The sequence below is a fragment of the Campylobacter sp. W0066.2 genome, from assembly GCF_024723515.1.
GTDB lineage: Bacteria > Campylobacterota > Campylobacteria > Campylobacterales > Campylobacteraceae > Campylobacter_D.
The window spans coordinates 80485-97683 of sequence record NZ_JANQCV010000002.1; the positions used below are offsets into that span (position 1 = coordinate 80485).

A 17199-nucleotide genomic window follows, 5' to 3' on the forward strand; every position below is an offset into this window, starting at 1 on the left:
AAGCTTAAAATTAAAAAATTTCAAACTTTTTGAATAATTTTTCATCATTTGGAAGTAAATTTCTTGTAATAAGTCTATTTATGACTTCTTTAGAACAATTTGTCATTAAAGGCCATTCTTTATGATAATCTTCTAACAATCCTTTATTTGTTGCATCAATCGCAACGCAATCTTTTTTGATAAATATATCTCTTTTTGCATCTATATTATTTACCACACGCCAAATTAGCATATAAGGATTTTCTAAAATAGCATCTGTATCTAAAAAAACTAAAATTCTAAAATGCTTTTTATAAGTTTGTAATTTTTCAAAAACTTGAGTTATTTTTTCTTTTTTATCAATCAAAATCATACAAATTGGAGCAAAGGTTTGAGTGTAAAATTGCTTTAATTTTAAAATATTTTGATCTTTTTCTTTAAAAAGTGAAAGTAAAGCCTCATCGCTTAGAATTTCAAGTTCAACTTTTTTCTCATCACCACATGCATCAAGCCCTGCTTTACCACCATAACAATAAGTGCTTGAAGCATGGTCGAGTTGATCGCAAATTCCTTCGCTAATAAGTAATTTTTCTTCATCAAAGCGATTGAGTATATAAGGTATGAGTTTGTCATAATCTTTCAAACGAGGCGCATTTTCATCAACAAAAATTGCATGTTTTACAAAACTCATTTGTCCTACTCCCCAAAAAGTATGCATTATTTGTTTTGCATGAGCTGGGTATTTTGCTTCTATTTTGGCCAAGATTAGATTATGAAAAACACCATTTTCAGGCATGTTATAATCTATCAAATCAGGAGCATTTGTTTGAAGTAAAGGTAAAAAAACTCTTTCTGTTCCAAGTCCCATGTATTTATCTTCCAAAGGTGGTTTTCCTACAACAGTAGCTTGATAAATCGCATTTTTTTTAGCAAAGATTTTTTCTACTTTTAAAATAGGACAAAGTTCAACAGGGGTATAAAAACCTGTATGGTCTCCAAAAGGTCCCTCAGGTGCGAATTCATTTGGATCTACGAAGCCCTCAATCACAAAGTCACTATCATAAGGTACATAAAGATGATTGCTTTTGCATTTTGCTAAAATGGCAGGTTTTTTCTTGATAAAACTATAAAGTAAAAGTTCAAAAATTCCTTTTGGCAAAGGCGCTTGAGCACACCAAATATATAAAGGATCTCCACCTATGGCTATGCTTACTGGCATTTTTTGATTTGCTTTTTTATACTCATAAAAAAAATGGCTCGCATCTTTGTGAATTTGCCAATGCATAAGCAAGGTTTTTTCATCAACTACTTGTAAACGATACATTCCAAGATTATTTTGTTTTCCATCTATACTTTGAGTATAAACTTGTCCCATGGTGATAAAAGGCGCAGCATCTTTTTCCCAAGTTTTTAAAATAGGCATATCATATAATGAATTTAAGCTTTTATAGTTGAATTCTCCATCTTTTTTAATGCGTTTTGGTGGGATATTTTTTAAATCAAGCAAGGTTTTGAAAAAATTTAATTTTGCACCAAAGCTTTGTGGTATATGCATTTTAAGTAAAGAGCTAATTTCTTTAGCTATATCTTCATAGTCTTTCCCAAATGCTAATTTTAAAGCTTTTTCATTACAAAAAGTATTTAAAAGAACAGGATAATCGTATTTTTTACCATTTTTTACTGCATTAGTAAAAAGTAAGGCTTTTGAGTCTTCTTTTTTAACTTCTATATAAGCTAAATGTGCCATCTCAAGATCAACATCAACAGGCTCATGAATGGTTTTTAATAAATTATTTTTTTCTAAAAGTTCTACGAATTTTTGCATTTATATCATACTCTCTGCTTCTTTTAAAATTTCTTTTGCACCTTTTGCTATCATTTCTTTAGCTAAAAGTTCGCCCGCTTTTGCGTAATCTTGCTTATCAATCATTCTTTTTTCTTTGAGAATTTTACTTGCATCAGGTAAGCCTACTATGGCGCGAATTTCTATTTTTTCATCAATGATTTTTGCATTAATACCTATAGGTACTTGGCAGCCGCCTTCTAGAGTTTTTATAAAATCTCTTTCTATATGGGTTTCTATGAAGGCATTTTCATCATTTAAGCATTCAAGGTATTTTAAAATTTGTTTATCATCAATGCTTTCTATACCTAAAGCTCCTTGAGAAGCTGCAGGTATCATCTCATCAAGTTCAAAAGTTCTAATGTATTTTATTTCTTTATCCAAACCTAAGCGTTTAATGCCAGCTAGAGCTAAAATAATAGCGTCAAATTCCTTGGCTTTAAGTTTTTCTAAGCGTGAGTTGATATTACCTCTTAGAGAAATGATATTTAAATCAGGTCTTAGTGCTAAAAGTTGCATTCTTCTTCTAAGACTTGTGGTGCCTACTTTTGCACCTTTTGGAAGAGCATTTAAGCTCTCATAATACTTACTTAAAAAAGCATCATTTACCACTTCTCTTTTTGAAATAGCAGCCAAAACTAAACCTTTTGGAAAAAAACTAGGCACATCTTTTAAGCTATGCACAGCTAAATGCGAATCGCCTCTTAACATACTTTCTTCAAGTTCTTTTGTGAAAAGTCCTTTTCCACCTATTTTAGCCAAAGGTGAATCAAGTAAAACATCGCCTTTAGTTTTAAAACCCTCTAAAGAAATTTCTAATTCAGAATGTGTTTGCGATAATTTATTTTTTATATACTCACTTTGCCATAACGCAAGTTGGCTTTTTCTTGTTGCGATGATTAATTGCATTTTTTATGCTCCTGTATGATTTCTACGTCTATGATTTCTTCTTCATTATTTGTTTGATGATATTTTCTTTTTTGTTTTGTAAAAAGTTTTAGTGCCATCATAAAAAATAAAAGCAAAATTCCTAAAAATGTACTTAAAATTCCTGGTATTAAAAGTAAAATTCCTACTATAGTTAAGGAAAATAATTTAATCATACCAAATAAATTCGTGTTAGTATTTTGCATAGTAATGAGATTTGTCCAAGTCTTTGCTAAAAACATTGCTCCTAAAAACATACTTGCAAAAAGTATCATAAAAAAATTTAAAAAACCAAAAAAGGTTATAAATAAAATACTAGCGATTAATTCTAAAATCAAAAATGCACTTAAATTTGTTTTTACCATCATAGAATTTTCTCTAAGTGTGAAATTACTTCTTGGGTTTTCAAAACTTGTTTTTCTAAGGTATTTCTATGGATCAACTCTACTTCATCATTTTCTAAGCCCTTACCTATAACTAAAGCATAAGGAAAGCCCATTAATTCAAAATCATTAATCTTTACACCAAAACGCTCATTTCTATCATCAAATAAAATCTCTTTATCACTAAAATGAGTGTAAATTTGTTCAGCAAATTCCATAGCTTTTGTGTCTTTTATATTAGAAACGATAATATCCAAAACAAAAGGAGCTAAAGTTTTATTCCAAATACAACCTTTTTCATCATGACTTGCTTCTATGGCAACAGCTACTAAACGGCTCACTCCTATACCATAACAACCCATGGTGAAAAATTGAGCTTTACCATTTTCATCTAAATAGCTTGCATTCATTGCTTTTGAGTATTTATTTCCAAGTTTAAAAATATGCCCTACTTCAATACCTTTGCTTTGCTTGAGTTTGTGCTGGCATTTTGGACAAAGATCATGTTCTTTAACTGCTGCAAGATCTTTAAAGCGTTCTTTGTTTAAATTTACAACATTGATTCCGACTAAATGATAATCTTTTTTATTTGCTCCAATAATCATATTTGTTTCATTTTCAAGCTCATGATCAATATAAAAATCAACTCCATTTAATCCTACAAAGCCGATAAATCCTGGTACTAAACCTGCTTTTTCTAATTCTTCTTCACTTACATCAATTAATTCTAGTGCATTTGCTGCATTTAGTGCTTTAACTTTTTGTAATTCATCATCACCGCGTATAAAAAATACTACAATTTTTTCTTCATTTTCATAAATAGCTTTTTTGGCAATAGCTTTGATAGTATAGTAAGGGTTGATTTTAAAAAATTCCGCTAATTCTTCTATAGTTTTTACATTTGGAGTGTGAAATTGTGTAGCAAAATCAGCTTCTGGCCTTTCATCTTCACAACTTTTTTTAGCTCTTTTTGCTGCTTCGATATTTGCAGCATAATCACAATGCTCACATAATAATATATCATCCTCGCCATTTTTAGCTAAAACCATAAATTCTTTTGAACCGCTTCCACCAATAGCCCCACTATCGGCTTCAACAGCTCTAAATTCAAGCCCTAATCTTGTAAGAATTTTACTATAAGTTTCATGCATAAGATTAAATTCTCTATCTAAATCAGCTTCACTGCTATGAAAACTATAACCATCTTTCATTAAAAATTCTCTACACCTTAAAAGTCCAAATCTAGGTCTAGCCTCATCTCTAAATTTAAGTCCTATTTGATATAAATGTAAAGGAAGTTGTTTGTAAGAATTTATTTTATTTCTTACTAAAGCCACCATAACTTCTTCATGAGTTGGCCCTAAGACAAAATCATTTTCTTTTCTATCTTTAAAGCGTAAAAGCTCTTTGCCAAAAACATTAAATCTCCCACTTTCTTTCCAAAGTTCTGCTGGAGTATTAAAACTTAAATTTACTTCTAAAGCTCCTGCTTTATCCATTTCTTCTTTGATGATATTTTTAATCTTATCTAAAACTCTTTTTCCTAAAGGTAAAAAATTATACAAACCACTTCCAATTTGTTCTACAAAGGCACCTTTAACTAAAAATATATGACTTGGTAAAGTAGCGTCTTTTGGATTTTCTTTTGTACTTATGGCATAAAATTTACTAAATTTCATGATTATTCTCCAAATTAAATTCACATTTATAAAGGTTTAAACCTTCCATATTTTCATTTTTTAAATCAAACACATAACGCATAGCATTAACTACTGAATCATTTTGCATAGTTCCACTTAGTTTTTTTAAATTTATGCTTGGATGATGTAAAAATGCATTCATTACTTGTCTTATAAGCTTTCTTGCTTCTTCATGGTTTGAGTGTTTTAAATACCCTTTATCTATAGCCTTTTGCAATTGTTCTTTAGCGATTTCATCAGCTTGTAAGCGTAATTGCTTAACTAAAGGCATGGTTGCTAGTTTGCTTAGATGTTGAAAAAACTCATTTGTCATAGCACCTACTATAGAATAAGCAATTTGGGCTTGGTGTTCTCTTAGAGTTAAATTTTTTCTTACAACTTCTTCTAAATCATCAACAGCATAAACTATATTTTTTTCATTTGCTTTTACATCAATATCCCTAGGCACCGCTATATCAAAAAAATATCTTTTATAATCTTTTTCTTCTAATAAATCATTGGTTATGATAGCATGCGGAGCATTTGTAGCGCTAAAAAATATCTCATATTGATTTAATGCTTCTTTTAAATTTGCAATACTTTCACAACTTGCATTTTTACCTAAATCCTCGCAAAGCTTTTGAGCATTTTGTATATCTCTATTTAATATCAATACTTTGGCCTTAGCATTTAATAAATGCTTACAAGCTAGCTCGCTCATTTCCCCTGCGCCTACTACAACTGCAATTTTATTTTCTAAATTTACAAGCTCTTTGGCTTTTGCCACCGCCACTGAAGCAACTGAAATAGGATTTTTAGAAATTTCAGTTTGATTTCTAACATTTGCCGCACATTTAAAAGCATAATGCACTGCTCTAGTTAAATGCACACCACATCTTTGCTCTTGCAGGACAAATTTATAAGCATCTTTTAATTGTCCAGCAATTTGTGTTTCACCAATAACCAAGCTATCAAGCGAACTTGCCACAGAAAATAAATGATGGATGGCTCCGCTATCTTCGTAAAAATCAGCCTTAGTGCTTAAATTTTCTTTATCAACCCCACAAAGCAAACTAAGCGTTCTTAAAATATGCTCATTAATGCCTTCAATCTCTCCAACAAAAAGAAAAATTTCAACCCTATTGCAAGTACTAAGCACTAAGCTTTCTAAAATTTTATTATTAGCATGGATTAGCTTTAGCAATTCTCTTTTTTTATCTTCATTAGAAAAGGAAAGTTTTTCTCTAGTAGCAATATCTGTATTTTTATGTGTAAAACTGATACAATAATAATGCATTAAAATTCCCTTTCTATCATACTTTTAATAATATCTTCTAAATCTTTTATATTGTATTTTTTTATGGCATTTAGTGCATTATTTGCATAAGTGTTTAATTCTTGACCAACTTGATCAAAAATTCCATATTCTTGCATTTTATTTTTAATCCAAGTAAGCTCATCTATACTTAAATCTTTCTTGTAATAAGACTTAAGTATTTCTTGATCTTGTGGATTTAATTTTTCATATAAATACATATAAGCAAGAGTGGTTTTACCTTCTTTAAAATCATTCATAGCAGGTTTACCTAAAGTTTGCTCATCACCTTTGATATCTAAAATATCATCTACAATTTGAAAAGCTAAACCTAAATTTTTACCATATTCTGCAAAATCATCTTCATTTAAATTAGCAAGTATTGCCCCGCACCTTGCGCTAGCTTCGATTAAAATGGCTGTTTTATTATATATCATTTGTAAATAAGCGTTTTTATTAGTATTGAAAGTTTCGCTTAAATTTACATCCATTAATTCTCCAACAGAAAGCATAACAACAGCATTAGAAATGATTTTTGCTAATTTTAAATCAATCAAAGAAAGTTCATAGAAGGCTTTTGAGTATAAAATATCTCCAAGCATGATAGCATTTTTAGCTCCAAATTGTGCATTGATAGACTTTACACCTCTTCTTAATTTTGCTTCATCAATCACATCATCATGTAATAAGCTTGCAGCATGAATTAACTCTATAATAGCACAGATTTTATAGCTAATATCACTTTCCCCAGCTATTTTTAAAAGTAGTTTTGAACGTAATTTTTTACCACCTTGAAGTTTTGAACTCATGGTTAAAATAGGCTCATAATTTAATTCAGATAAAAATTCATGCATATACTGATCGATCTTTTGCACTATGCTTTCCTTAGTTTTCTTATAATTATATTTTATTAAATTTTACTTTAGTTTTGATTAAGAGTGGCTTTTCTAGGGTCTAAAAATTCTACTTCTAATTTCTTATCTCTATCTTCTATATACACAGTAAAAATAGCCTCACCTTTTTTAAAATCACTAAATTCAAGTATCAATCTTGCTCTATCTATATGAGGATTTTTATAATCAGGCACTAAGGTTTGATCAACCCAGTTTAAATTTCTTCTTAAAGACATCACAAATTGCCTAGGGTATTTTTTATACTTTGAATGAACAATGATATTAGTTTGATCAAATAAAGTCCATGAGAAGTCAAAATAATAAATCTCATCAGGATAGTCAATTTCTTTTATTTTTACACTTGCTTTTTCATCTTTACTCAGGGTAAATTTATAAGTATAATCAAAAAATACTTCAGCCTTTAAAAAATTAAGTATCAAAAATAAAGATAAAAATAAACGCAAAATTAACCCTCATGCCCTAAAATTTCAGCGCTTAATCCTATGTAAAAATCGTTTTTTCTCTCATCTATTAAGAGTGAATTTTCCATTTGAAATTGCGCTACATCGCTTTCATTTAAATTATTTTTTTCTAAAAGCTCTATCATAGCGATATGATCGGCTAATAATTTTTCTAAAACATTTTCCAATGCACCTAAATTTGCATATTTTATTGTTTCAATAAATTTTTCTTTAGGGCTTTTTGCAAACATTTCATCAAAAATATCCATTTTTAACCTTTTATGTAAGTTTGAATTTTTTCTATTAAAGTAGTTTTATCGTTAGCTTCATCTAAGTCTTTAATTTCTTTTTGCCAAGAAATATGTATATAATCCATCTTAGCATTTTTAGCACAAAGTCTGTCTTTTAAGCTATCGCCTATGAAAATACTTTTTTCATATTTTGCTTCATCTGCGATTAATCTTAACATCATAGGATCAGGCTTAGCTTCTATACCATAACTAACACCTAATATTTTATCAAAATATGAAAGAATGTTTTGTTTTTTTAAAATAGGCACCAAGCTTTCTTGAGGTGCATTAGTAGCTATAGCCAGATAACAATCGTTTTTTTTGCAAAATTCCAAAACCTCAAGCACACCATCAAAAAGCACCACACTTTGATCATAATGCTTAATAAAATATTTTTCATAACCTTCTTTAAAGCTAGTATGTGAGTAAGTATCAACCCCATAAAAAATCTTAGCATAATTTTGCCCAGGAGTATTGATAGTATCTAAAATAAACTTTCTTTTTAAAGGTTCTAAATTTAAATCCGCTCTTATTTCATTTACCGCACATACTATAGCATTAGCACTATCTATAAGCGTGCCATCCATATCAAAAATTACATTTATCAATATTCATCCTTAAATTTAATTTTATGTTTGTCTTTTTTATAACTTTGATTATTTTTTAGCTTATACAAAGCATTAGCTTTTGAAGCTAAGGTTTTTTGGTCTAAACTTTCATCTAAACACTCATTTACAAAAAGCTCCAAAGCCTTAGTGTAAGTAGAATCCAAAAACACCGCTTGAACTTTTTCAAAGATTTTAGCATTTTTTTGTATTCTTTCTCTAAAAAGTGTTAAATCAAAATCTTCTCTTTTTAAAGCACTTACAGCAGAGTTGGTAAATTTTTCCAAAGCTCTTACGTATTTAACTCTTAAAGCTTTTTCATCATTTTTCATTCTGCTGCACTTGTATTGATTCTACATTGTAATGCTTCTTGAACTAAATTTCTAGCTATTGAAGCTTCAGCATCTACAATGTGTAAATGTTGATCAGTATGTGGGAAAATGATTTTAGCACCTGTACCACTTGTTTTTAAAACTGTTTGTATAGGTTTGTTAAAACCAGAAAGCACTTGATAGAGCATATCAAGTTTAGCTTCATTGCTTATAGTTATAATAGCAACTGAGCATTCTTCTATATTAGCTACTTTTAATGTTTCTACTTGCGCTACACTAGCAAAAAAAACATTCTCATTTCTGCTACGCCCAAGCTCAACCAAATTTAAATCACTTTCTAAAACCAAATATGGAATACCTGTTTTTTTAATCTTTTGCACTACTTCTTGACCTAATCTTGCATAACCAAAAATGATAAAATGATCTTTCATTTTTTGATCGCATAAATAAAATTTAGCCATATCATTTTGCTCACCTTCGGCTGCGTTGGCTATTTTTCTAAGATTATTTAAAATAAAAGGCGTCGCAACCATAGTGATAATAGAAACTATAATGAAAATTTGTGCTGTTTTTTCATCTATAAGTGAATTTACTTGCATTAGTGAAAATACTGCTAGTGCAAATTCTCCAATTTGAGAAATACTCAAAGCAGTTTTTAACGCCACTCTTTTTCTTGTATAAAGGATTAAAAGACCATAAATTACTACAAATTTTATCAATAACACCAAACTTACAAAAACAAAAATCAAAAACCAATTTTCAAAAACTAAATGAAAATCAATTTGCAAGCCAACACTAATAAAGAAAAATCCTAAAAGTAAATCCCTAAAAGGAACCAAGTCGGCTTCTATTTTATGTTTATATTTAGTTTCAGCTATCAAAGCTCCAGCTATGAATGCCCCAAGTGAATATGAAAAACCAAAAGAATGCGCTAAAAAGCTTGCTCCTATTACGGTAAAAAGTATGGTAGCGATGAAAATTTCATTTGCATTAGTCTTAATGATAAATTTCAAAACATAAGTAAAAAGGTATTTGCCTATAAAATAAAGCAAAACAAGTAAAATCACAGCACTGACTAAGGTTGTAAATAAAAGCTTTGAAATATCAGCGTTTTGAGAGCTAAATATATCAATCATTAACAGTAGTGGTATTACAGCAATATCTTGAAAAAGCAAAATTCCCAAAGCTTTTCTACCATATTCTTCATTGATATCGCCACTATCATTAAGTATTTTTAAAACTATAGCAGTGGATGATAAAGCTAGAGCAAAACCTGCTATCATTGCTATATGGTTTGCTATACCTAAAATATAAGTTACAAGCAAAGTACAAACCAAGCCACAAGTTAGCATTTGCAAACTTCCATTTAAAAACACTTCTTTTTTCATTGCTAAAAGGTGTTTAAATGAAAATTCAAGCCCTATAGTAAACATTAAAAAAACTATACCAAACTCAGCCACATGGATAATGATTTCATTCGTGCTAAAACCATAAAATTCACGTACAAATAAACCTGTGGCTATATAGCCTATAATGGTTGGAATTCCAAATTTTTTAAGTATAACATTAAGTACGACAGCAACTGCTACTGCAGTTAAAAATAAAGTTATAAAAGCATCCACTCACCAACCTTTTTTTGTAATGTTTTATTATTTTATTTTTTCTAAAAAAATTAAGTCAAAATTGCTTCTGTGTTTGACTACTGCTCTTGATTTAGAAGGATTATCTCTTCTATCAAGTTCTAATCTTAATTCTTCAATGGTATTTTCAAACTCATCAATTTTTGTTTTTAGCTTTAAAATCACATCAACACCAGCTAAATTAACTCCAAGATCTCTTGTTAAGCGTAAAATCATTTTGATTCTATCTATATCTTTTTGAGAATAAAGCCTCATTTTGCCATCGGTTCTACTTGGTTCAACCAAACCTTCTTTTTCGTATTGTCTTAGAGTTTGTGGGTGTATGCTTAAAACCTTTGCAACAACGCTTATAAGATACACCGGTTCATCATAACTATGCTCCATTGCATACTCCTTTTAAGGTAATTTTTCTTCTAAAATTTTTACAAATTCAGGATCAAGGCTATTAATATCAGGTATTTTTACATTTAAAATTAAATACATATCCCCATAAAGGTCTGTTTTTCTATTTTGCACCCCATAGCCTTTAAGTCTGATTTTTTGATTGTTTTTAGAATTTGGCGGTATAGTGATTTTAACTTCTTTTCTTGGGGTATGCACGCTGATTTTATCTCCAAAAAGTGCTGTTTTTAAGCTAATTTCAACCTTTTTGTATAAATCATCATCTTCTCTTTCATATTCATCGCTTCTTTCAAGCTCTACCTTTAAAATCAAATCTCCTTTTTGCCCTTGAAAGCTTTTTCCCTTACCTCGTATGCGTAGCTTTTCGCCATCTTTTATGCCATGTGGAATTTTGATTTTAACTTGTTCGTTATTGATATTTATAGTATGTTCACCACCTAAAATTCCTTTCTCAAAAGGAATTTTAACACTTGCTTGTAAGTCCAAATCCTCTTCAAAACCCCCAAAGCCTCCAAAACCACTTCTAAAATTATTACTAGAGCTAAAACCTCTACCAAAACCCCCAAAGCCTCCGCCAAAAATATTATTCAAAATATCATTGATATCAGCTCCGCCTACATTTCTTGAAAAATCATGAAAACTTTGCCCACCAAACATAGAATCACCATATCTATCATATTGAGCTCTTTTTTTCTCATCACTTAAAATTTCATAAGCGGCGTTGATTTCTTTAAATTTTTCCTCAGCACCTGCTTCTTTATTGATATCTGGGTGGTATTGTCTTGCTAATTTTCTATAAGCTTTTTTTATCTCATCCGCGCTAGCATTTTGCGAAACACCTAGTGTTTCATATAAACTATTACTCATTCTTTATTCCTTATTTTTTATAAGATTATATCATAAACTTTAGTCTTAGTCAATCAACTTTTATAAGTTTTAAAACTAAAGGTTTTATTTACAATTGTGTAAAAATAAAATTTTATACTTGCATAAATTGATTTTACAAAGGATAATACATGAAAAAAACTATGGTTCTTTCTTTGGCATTAGCAACTACTCTTTTTAGCGCTAGTATTGATTTTAAACAAGCAGATGATAATGTAAAAAGATCTTTACCAGCTGATAATCAAAATACTATACTCTCTTATCATGATTCTATACAGAAAGTTAAAAATTCAGTTGTGAATATCTCAACTTCTAAAACCGTTCAAAATAATTCCTTTGGGATTGATGATTTTTTCAATGATCCTTATTTTAAACAATTTTTTGGTTTTGATTTTCCACAAGCTCCAAAAAGTAAAAAAAATAAAAAAGAAGTAGTAAGTTCACTTGGATCTGGTGTAATTATCTCAAGTGATGGTTATATTATAACAAACAATCATGTTATAGAAGATGCTGAAAAAATCACTGTAAATTTACCTGATTCAAGCACTGAATATAAAGCTAAATTAATTGGTGCTGATCCTAAAACAGATTTAGCAGTGATAAAAATAGAAGCAAAAAATCTACCTGCTGTGGTTTTTGCTGATTCGGATAAATTATTAGAAGGTGATGTAGTATTTGCTCTAGGTAATCCTTTTGGTGTTGGAAGCAGTGTTACAAGTGGAATTATTTCAGCTTTAAACAAAAACAATATAGGTTTAAATCAGTATGAAAATTTCATTCAAACGGATGCTTCAATTAATCCTGGAAATTCAGGCGGGGCTTTGGTAGATAGCAGAGGAGCTTTAGTTGGAATAAATTCAGCCATACTTTCAAGAAGTGGTGGAAATAATGGCATAGGCTTTGCAATCCCTTCTAATATGGCAAAATCTATTGCACAAAAACTTATCGAGCATGGAAAAATAGAAAGAGGATATTTAGGTGTAGTTATAGGCGCTTTAACTCAAGATATTAAAAAAGCTTATACTAATCAAGAAGGAGCTTTAATAACAGAAGTTCAAAAAGATTCAGCAGCTTATAATGCAGGATTAAAAAGAGGCGATTTGATCATAAAAGTAGACAAAACTGTGATTAAAAGCCCTATGGATTTAAAAAATTATATAGGAAGTATTGACCCAAAACAAGCTATAGAAGTAACTTATGAAAGAGATAATAAAGTCAAAACAGCTAAATTTATGCTAAAAACAGATGAAAAATCGCTACAATATGAAAAAGGTTATATTGATGGTTTAAAATTAGTAGAGCTTGATTCTAAAAATAAACAACAATACCGCATACCTGAAAATATTAGTGGTATTTTAATCACTGAAGTTACTCCAAAATCAAAAGCAGAAAAAATAGGCTTTGAGCAAGGTGATATTATTATAGGTATTGATCAATATGAAGTTTCAAATTTTAAAGAATTATCTAAGGCTTTAGAATTAAATAAAGGCAAAGAATATGTTAAAATTTGGATTAATAGAGGCGGTATGGTTAGAGCTTTACTTTTTTAAGAAAGGAAAAAAATGACAAATATTTTAATGATAGAAGATGATTTAGAATTAGCAGAGATTATAGCTGAATATTTAGAGCAATTTGATATGAAAGTAGATATTGCTCATGAGCCTTATATAGGTCTTTCAAGACTTGCTTTAAATCCTTATGATTTAATCATTTTGGATTTAAGCTTGCCTGGGCTTGATGGACTTGAAGTGTGTGAAGAAATTCGTAAAAAATATGATACGCCTATTATCATTTCAAGTGCAAGACATGATATTAGCGATAAGGTTGCTGCGCTTGATTTGGGTGCTGATGATTATTTGCCAAAACCATATAATCCTCAAGAGCTTCAAGCAAGGATTAAAAGTCATTTAAGAAGAATTTCAAACACCAAAACCGCTCAAACTCAAGTTAAAAAAGATCTTGTATATGATAAATACAAACATACTATCACTATGAAAGATCAAGAAATTAGCTTTACTAATGCTGAATTTGATATTTTGAGTTATTTAATTAAAAAAGAAGGTGGAGTGGTAAGCCGCGAAGAACTTGTGTATAATTGTAGTTCTATTAGTGAAGATTCTAGTAATAAAAGTATAGATGTAATCATTAGCAGAATCAGACAAAAAATCGGAGATGATCCTAAAACTCCAAAATACATTCATTCAATCAGAGGTATAGGGTATAAATTAACTCAATGAATAAATCATCTATTTTTTATACCATAACCTTTGTTTTTTTGCTTGCTAGTGTTAGTGTGATTTTGGCATTTTTATGGCTTATAAAATATGATCAGCAAAATTACACTAATGAGCTTAATGCAAAATATTCTTTTATAGCTAATGCAAGATTATTGTATTTTAATCATGTAATTAGTGAAAAAGAATTTTATGAGCAAACAAAAAATTATAAAATGATAGAATTAACTACACCTTCTTCTATAAGAAAAATCATCTACAAGGCTGAAACCATAGCACGCGCTCAAACTAGCACAGGTGTAGTTGAAATCATTACTTTAGAAGATAATGTATATTTAAAAATCATTTTTGATGGTAAGCTTTATTTGTACAAAGATTTAGAATATCAAGGCTATCGTTATTTCGTGATTAAGCTTATTGCTAGTATAGTGGTAATGGTTTTATTGGTTTTATATATTTTTATCATTAAAAAATTAAAACCACTTAGAGCTTTAAAAAGACAAATAGATAAATTTGGCGAAAACAAACTCAATGAAATTCAAAATGTCAGTAAAGGCAATGATGAAATTTCTCAAGTAGCAACAGCCTTTTATGAGTCTATTTTGAGAATTCAAAAACTAAACACTTCAAGGCAATTTTTCTTAAGAAATATTATGCATGAGTTAAAAACTCCTATCACTAAAGGTTTAATTACTTTAGAAATGCTTGAAGATAGCAAATATAAAGAAAGATTAGTGGGTGCTTTTAATCGTTTGGAAATTTTGATTAATGAATTTGCAGCCATTGAACAAATTACTTCGGGTGCTGGTTTAATTAATTTAAAAAAATACAATATCTTAGATCTTTTAGATGAAGCTAAAGATATAGCTATGAGTGATGATGAAAAGGTAAAGATTAGTATAAAAGAAAGTTTTAGTGTCAATGTGGATTTTAAACTTTTTACTACTGCGATGAAAAATATGATAGATAATGCGATAAAATATTCTGATGAAAATTGCGTTACCATAGAAATAACTAAAGATTATCTTTGCTTTAAAAACAAAGGAAAAGCCTTAGATAAAGACTTGAAATACTACACTCAAGCCTTTACGCAAGGAAAGAAAAACAAAGATAGTTTTGGACTTGGATTATATATTGTTAAGACTATTTTAGACTCTCATAAACTTACACTTTATTATGAATATAAAGATGGTGTTAATCATTTTTATTTTAATGATATGCAAAATATAATTTTAAACTAGGAAGCTCATGCCCTTATCGCGTTTAAATGAAGAACAATACAAAGCTGCTAGTGCTCCTTTTGGACACAATCTAATCATAGCAAGTGCAGGCACAGGTAAAACTTCAACCATAGTTGCAAGAATAGCCTTTTTACTTCAAAATGGTATAAAGCCTGAAAAAATTATGCTTTTAACCTTTACAAACAAAGCTAGTAAAGAGATGATAGAAAGACTTAGTAGGTATTTTGATAAAAGTATTACTTCAAAAATCACAGCAGGAACCTTTCATAGCACTGCTTATTCCCTACTTAAAGAGTTAAATCATGATATTATTTTAAAACCTGCTAGTGAGCTTAAAATTCTTTTACGTTCCATTTTTGAAAAACGCACTTTTCATCATTTAAGCGACACTAAACCTTATATGCCAAGTTATTTGTATGATGTGTATTCTTTATTTCAAAATACTAATGCAAATTTAGATGAATTTTATAATTGGTTTTGTCAAAATTATGATGAACAAGCTGTTTATGCTGAAATTTATGAAGATATTTTAAAAGAATACGAAGAAGAAAAAGCACGTTTTAATTATGTGGATTTTAATGATTTATTGATCAAATTAAAACATGTTTTAGCTTTACATCATTTTGAATTTGATGAGATTTTAGTAGATGAGTACCAAGATACTAATACTTTACAAGGTTCATTAATTGATGCTTTTAAAAGTAAAAGTTTATTTTGTGTGGGGGATTATGACCAAAGTATTTATGCTTTTAATGGAGCTGATATTTCTATTATAGGAAGTTTTAAAGATAGATTTATCGATGCAAATATTTTTACTTTAAATAAAAACTATCGTTCTAGTAAAAATATACTTGCGCTAGCCAATAAGGTTATTTTAAACAATGAAAGATTATATCCTAAAGAATTGATTGTAACTAGAGAAGGAGATTTTAAAGCACCAAGTTTGCTAACTTTTAATGAATTATTTGATCAATACTCCACCATAGCAAAAATAATCTTACAAAGCGGGGTTAATCTTGATGAAATCGCTGTTATTTTTAGAAACAATTCTAGTGCAGATGGAGTAGAAGTTGCCTTGAGAGAACTTGGTATAGCAAGCAAAAGAAAAGGCGGGGGAAGCTTTTTTGAAAGCTTGGAAGTTAAAAACTTTTGCTCTATGCTTGCAATCGTGCTTAATCCAAAAGATATCATGGCTTTTATATACTTGCTTGAATACACCAAAGGAGTTGGTGGGGTTTTAGCAAAAGATATTTTTGACGCTTTATTAAAACTGGGACATTCTAGTTTGATTAAAGGTTTTTTAAATCCTGATAATAGTGTGAGTTTAAAAAAATATAAAAAGCAAAGTTACCAACTAGGACTTTTTGATGATATTGAGGAGCTAGCCTCGCCTTCAAGGTTTAACTTAGAAAGTGAATTTAACACCCACCCTATTTTAAGCCTTCCTAAAATCAACGAGCTTTGTGCGAAAAATCTTGAAAAAATTTATCTTTTTATTAAAAAAGCAAGTGAGTGTAAGGTTTCAATCCAGCTTGTAAATTTGATCTTAGAAAATGATTATTTTAAAGAAATTTGTGATATTTTAGCAACCAAAAGAGCGACTAATAAAAACTCCAATGTTGACTTAAATAAAAAAAATGAAATTTTAGAAAAAATCAACGCAAAAATGTTTGTATTAAAAGAACTTGCTAAAAATTACAGTGATAATTATAAATATTATAATTTTCTTACTCTTGGTGCTAGTGAAATGAGTAGTGGTAGCGGGGTTAATCTTTTAAGCATACATGCTAGCAAAGGTCTTGAATTTGAGCTTGTATTTGTAATTGATCTTGCACAAGGAAGATTTCCTAATCAAAAACTCATGAGCATGGGTGGAAGTTTGGAAGAAGAAAGAAGGCTTTTTTATGTAGCTGTAACTAGAGCTAAGGATACTTTATACTTAAGCTATGCAAAATATGACAAGATTAAAAAAAGCAATTATCAACCTTCGTGTTTTCTAATCGAAGCAGGTATGTGCAAAGAAGAACAAAAATAAGACTTTATTAATCTTTTTATATTATGATTAATAAAAATCATTCAAGGAGAAAAAA

17 protein-coding genes are annotated in these 17199 nt (G+C 29.5%); 4 read left to right on the forward strand and 13 right to left on the reverse strand.

Translation table 11 applies throughout. The features are described 5' to 3' along the window. Positions 1 to 10: 10 nt before the first annotated feature. Genes CAMP18498_RS01265 through CAMP18498_RS01325 form a run of 13 tightly spaced genes read right to left on the reverse strand, consistent with a single transcriptional unit; the run spans position 11 to position 11616 of the window. Entirely contained in the window at positions 11 to 1804 is a 1794-nt protein-coding gene (locus CAMP18498_RS01265) for a menaquinone biosynthesis decarboxylase (RefSeq protein ID WP_337196939.1), read from the reverse strand. Then, positions 1805 to 2731 (reverse strand): hydroxymethylbilane synthase, encoded by a 927-nt coding sequence (gene hemC, locus CAMP18498_RS01270; protein ID WP_337196941.1) that lies wholly within the window; start codon positions 2729 to 2731, stop codon positions 1805 to 1807. Beyond that, entirely contained in the window at positions 2722 to 3117 is a 396-nt protein-coding gene (locus CAMP18498_RS01275; RefSeq protein WP_337196942.1) for an FxsA family protein, read from the reverse strand. The genes hemC and CAMP18498_RS01275 overlap by 10 nt, the downstream gene beginning before the upstream one ends. Continuing rightward, entirely contained in the window at positions 3114 to 4814 is a 1701-nt protein-coding gene (locus tag CAMP18498_RS01280; protein WP_337197024.1) for a proline--tRNA ligase, read from the reverse strand. Before CAMP18498_RS01280 ends, CAMP18498_RS01275 begins: the two co-directional genes overlap by 4 nt. Further along, entirely contained in the window at positions 4801 to 6108 is a 1308-nt protein-coding gene (gene hemA, locus CAMP18498_RS01285; RefSeq protein WP_337196944.1) for a glutamyl-tRNA reductase, read from the reverse strand. The genes CAMP18498_RS01280 and hemA overlap by 14 nt, the downstream gene beginning before the upstream one ends. Then, positions 6108 to 7001, reverse strand: a complete 894-nt coding sequence (locus CAMP18498_RS01290) for a polyprenyl synthetase family protein (RefSeq protein WP_337196945.1) — start codon at positions 6999 to 7001, stop codon at positions 6108 to 6110. The genes hemA and CAMP18498_RS01290 overlap by 1 nt, the downstream gene beginning before the upstream one ends. Positions 7002 to 7048: 47 nt before the next feature. Then, on the reverse strand, positions 7049 to 7486 hold the full coding sequence (locus tag CAMP18498_RS01295; RefSeq protein ID WP_337197025.1) for an exporting protein: 438 nt from the start codon (positions 7484 to 7486) through the stop codon (positions 7049 to 7051). Beyond that, positions 7486 to 7749 (reverse strand): DUF2018 family protein, encoded by a 264-nt coding sequence (locus CAMP18498_RS01300; RefSeq protein WP_039618310.1) that lies wholly within the window; start codon positions 7747 to 7749, stop codon positions 7486 to 7488. Before CAMP18498_RS01300 ends, CAMP18498_RS01295 begins: the two co-directional genes overlap by 1 nt. Before the next feature lie 2 nt (positions 7750 to 7751). Continuing rightward, positions 7752 to 8378, reverse strand: a complete 627-nt coding sequence (locus CAMP18498_RS01305; RefSeq protein ID WP_337196947.1) for an HAD family hydrolase — start codon at positions 8376 to 8378, stop codon at positions 7752 to 7754. Next, positions 8375 to 8707 (reverse strand): hypothetical protein, encoded by a 333-nt coding sequence (locus CAMP18498_RS01310; protein WP_337196948.1) that lies wholly within the window; start codon positions 8705 to 8707, stop codon positions 8375 to 8377. Before CAMP18498_RS01310 ends, CAMP18498_RS01305 begins: the two co-directional genes overlap by 4 nt. Then, entirely contained in the window at positions 8704 to 10329 is a 1626-nt protein-coding gene (locus tag CAMP18498_RS01315; RefSeq protein ID WP_337196949.1) for a cation:proton antiporter domain-containing protein, read from the reverse strand. The genes CAMP18498_RS01310 and CAMP18498_RS01315 overlap by 4 nt, the downstream gene beginning before the upstream one ends. A gap of 27 nt (positions 10330 to 10356) precedes the next feature. Beyond that, entirely contained in the window at positions 10357 to 10731 is a 375-nt protein-coding gene (locus tag CAMP18498_RS01320; protein WP_039668403.1) for a heat shock protein transcriptional repressor HspR, read from the reverse strand. Positions 10732 to 10743: 12 nt separating this feature from the next. Next, on the reverse strand, positions 10744 to 11616 hold the full coding sequence (locus CAMP18498_RS01325; protein ID WP_337196951.1) for a J domain-containing protein: 873 nt from the start codon (positions 11614 to 11616) through the stop codon (positions 10744 to 10746). 149 nt (positions 11617 to 11765) lie between these two features. Between CAMP18498_RS01325 and CAMP18498_RS01330 the strand changes: the two genes are divergently transcribed. Genes CAMP18498_RS01330 through CAMP18498_RS01345 form a run of 4 tightly spaced genes read left to right on the forward strand, consistent with a single transcriptional unit; the run spans position 11766 to position 17144 of the window. Next, positions 11766 to 13184, forward strand: coding sequence for a DegQ family serine endoprotease (locus CAMP18498_RS01330; RefSeq protein WP_337196953.1), 1419 nt, complete (start codon positions 11766 to 11768; stop codon positions 13182 to 13184). A gap of 12 nt (positions 13185 to 13196) precedes the next feature. Beyond that, entirely contained in the window at positions 13197 to 13871 is a 675-nt protein-coding gene (locus CAMP18498_RS01335; RefSeq protein WP_039618324.1) for a response regulator transcription factor, read from the forward strand. Next, positions 13868 to 15109, forward strand: coding sequence for an ArsS family sensor histidine kinase (locus CAMP18498_RS01340; protein ID WP_337196955.1), 1242 nt, complete (start codon positions 13868 to 13870; stop codon positions 15107 to 15109). The genes CAMP18498_RS01335 and CAMP18498_RS01340 overlap by 4 nt, the downstream gene beginning before the upstream one ends. A 7-nt stretch (positions 15110 to 15116) precedes the next feature. After that, positions 15117 to 17144, forward strand: a complete 2028-nt coding sequence (locus tag CAMP18498_RS01345; protein WP_337196957.1) for an ATP-dependent helicase — start codon at positions 15117 to 15119, stop codon at positions 17142 to 17144. The last annotated feature ends 55 nt before the right edge of the window (positions 17145 to 17199 follow it).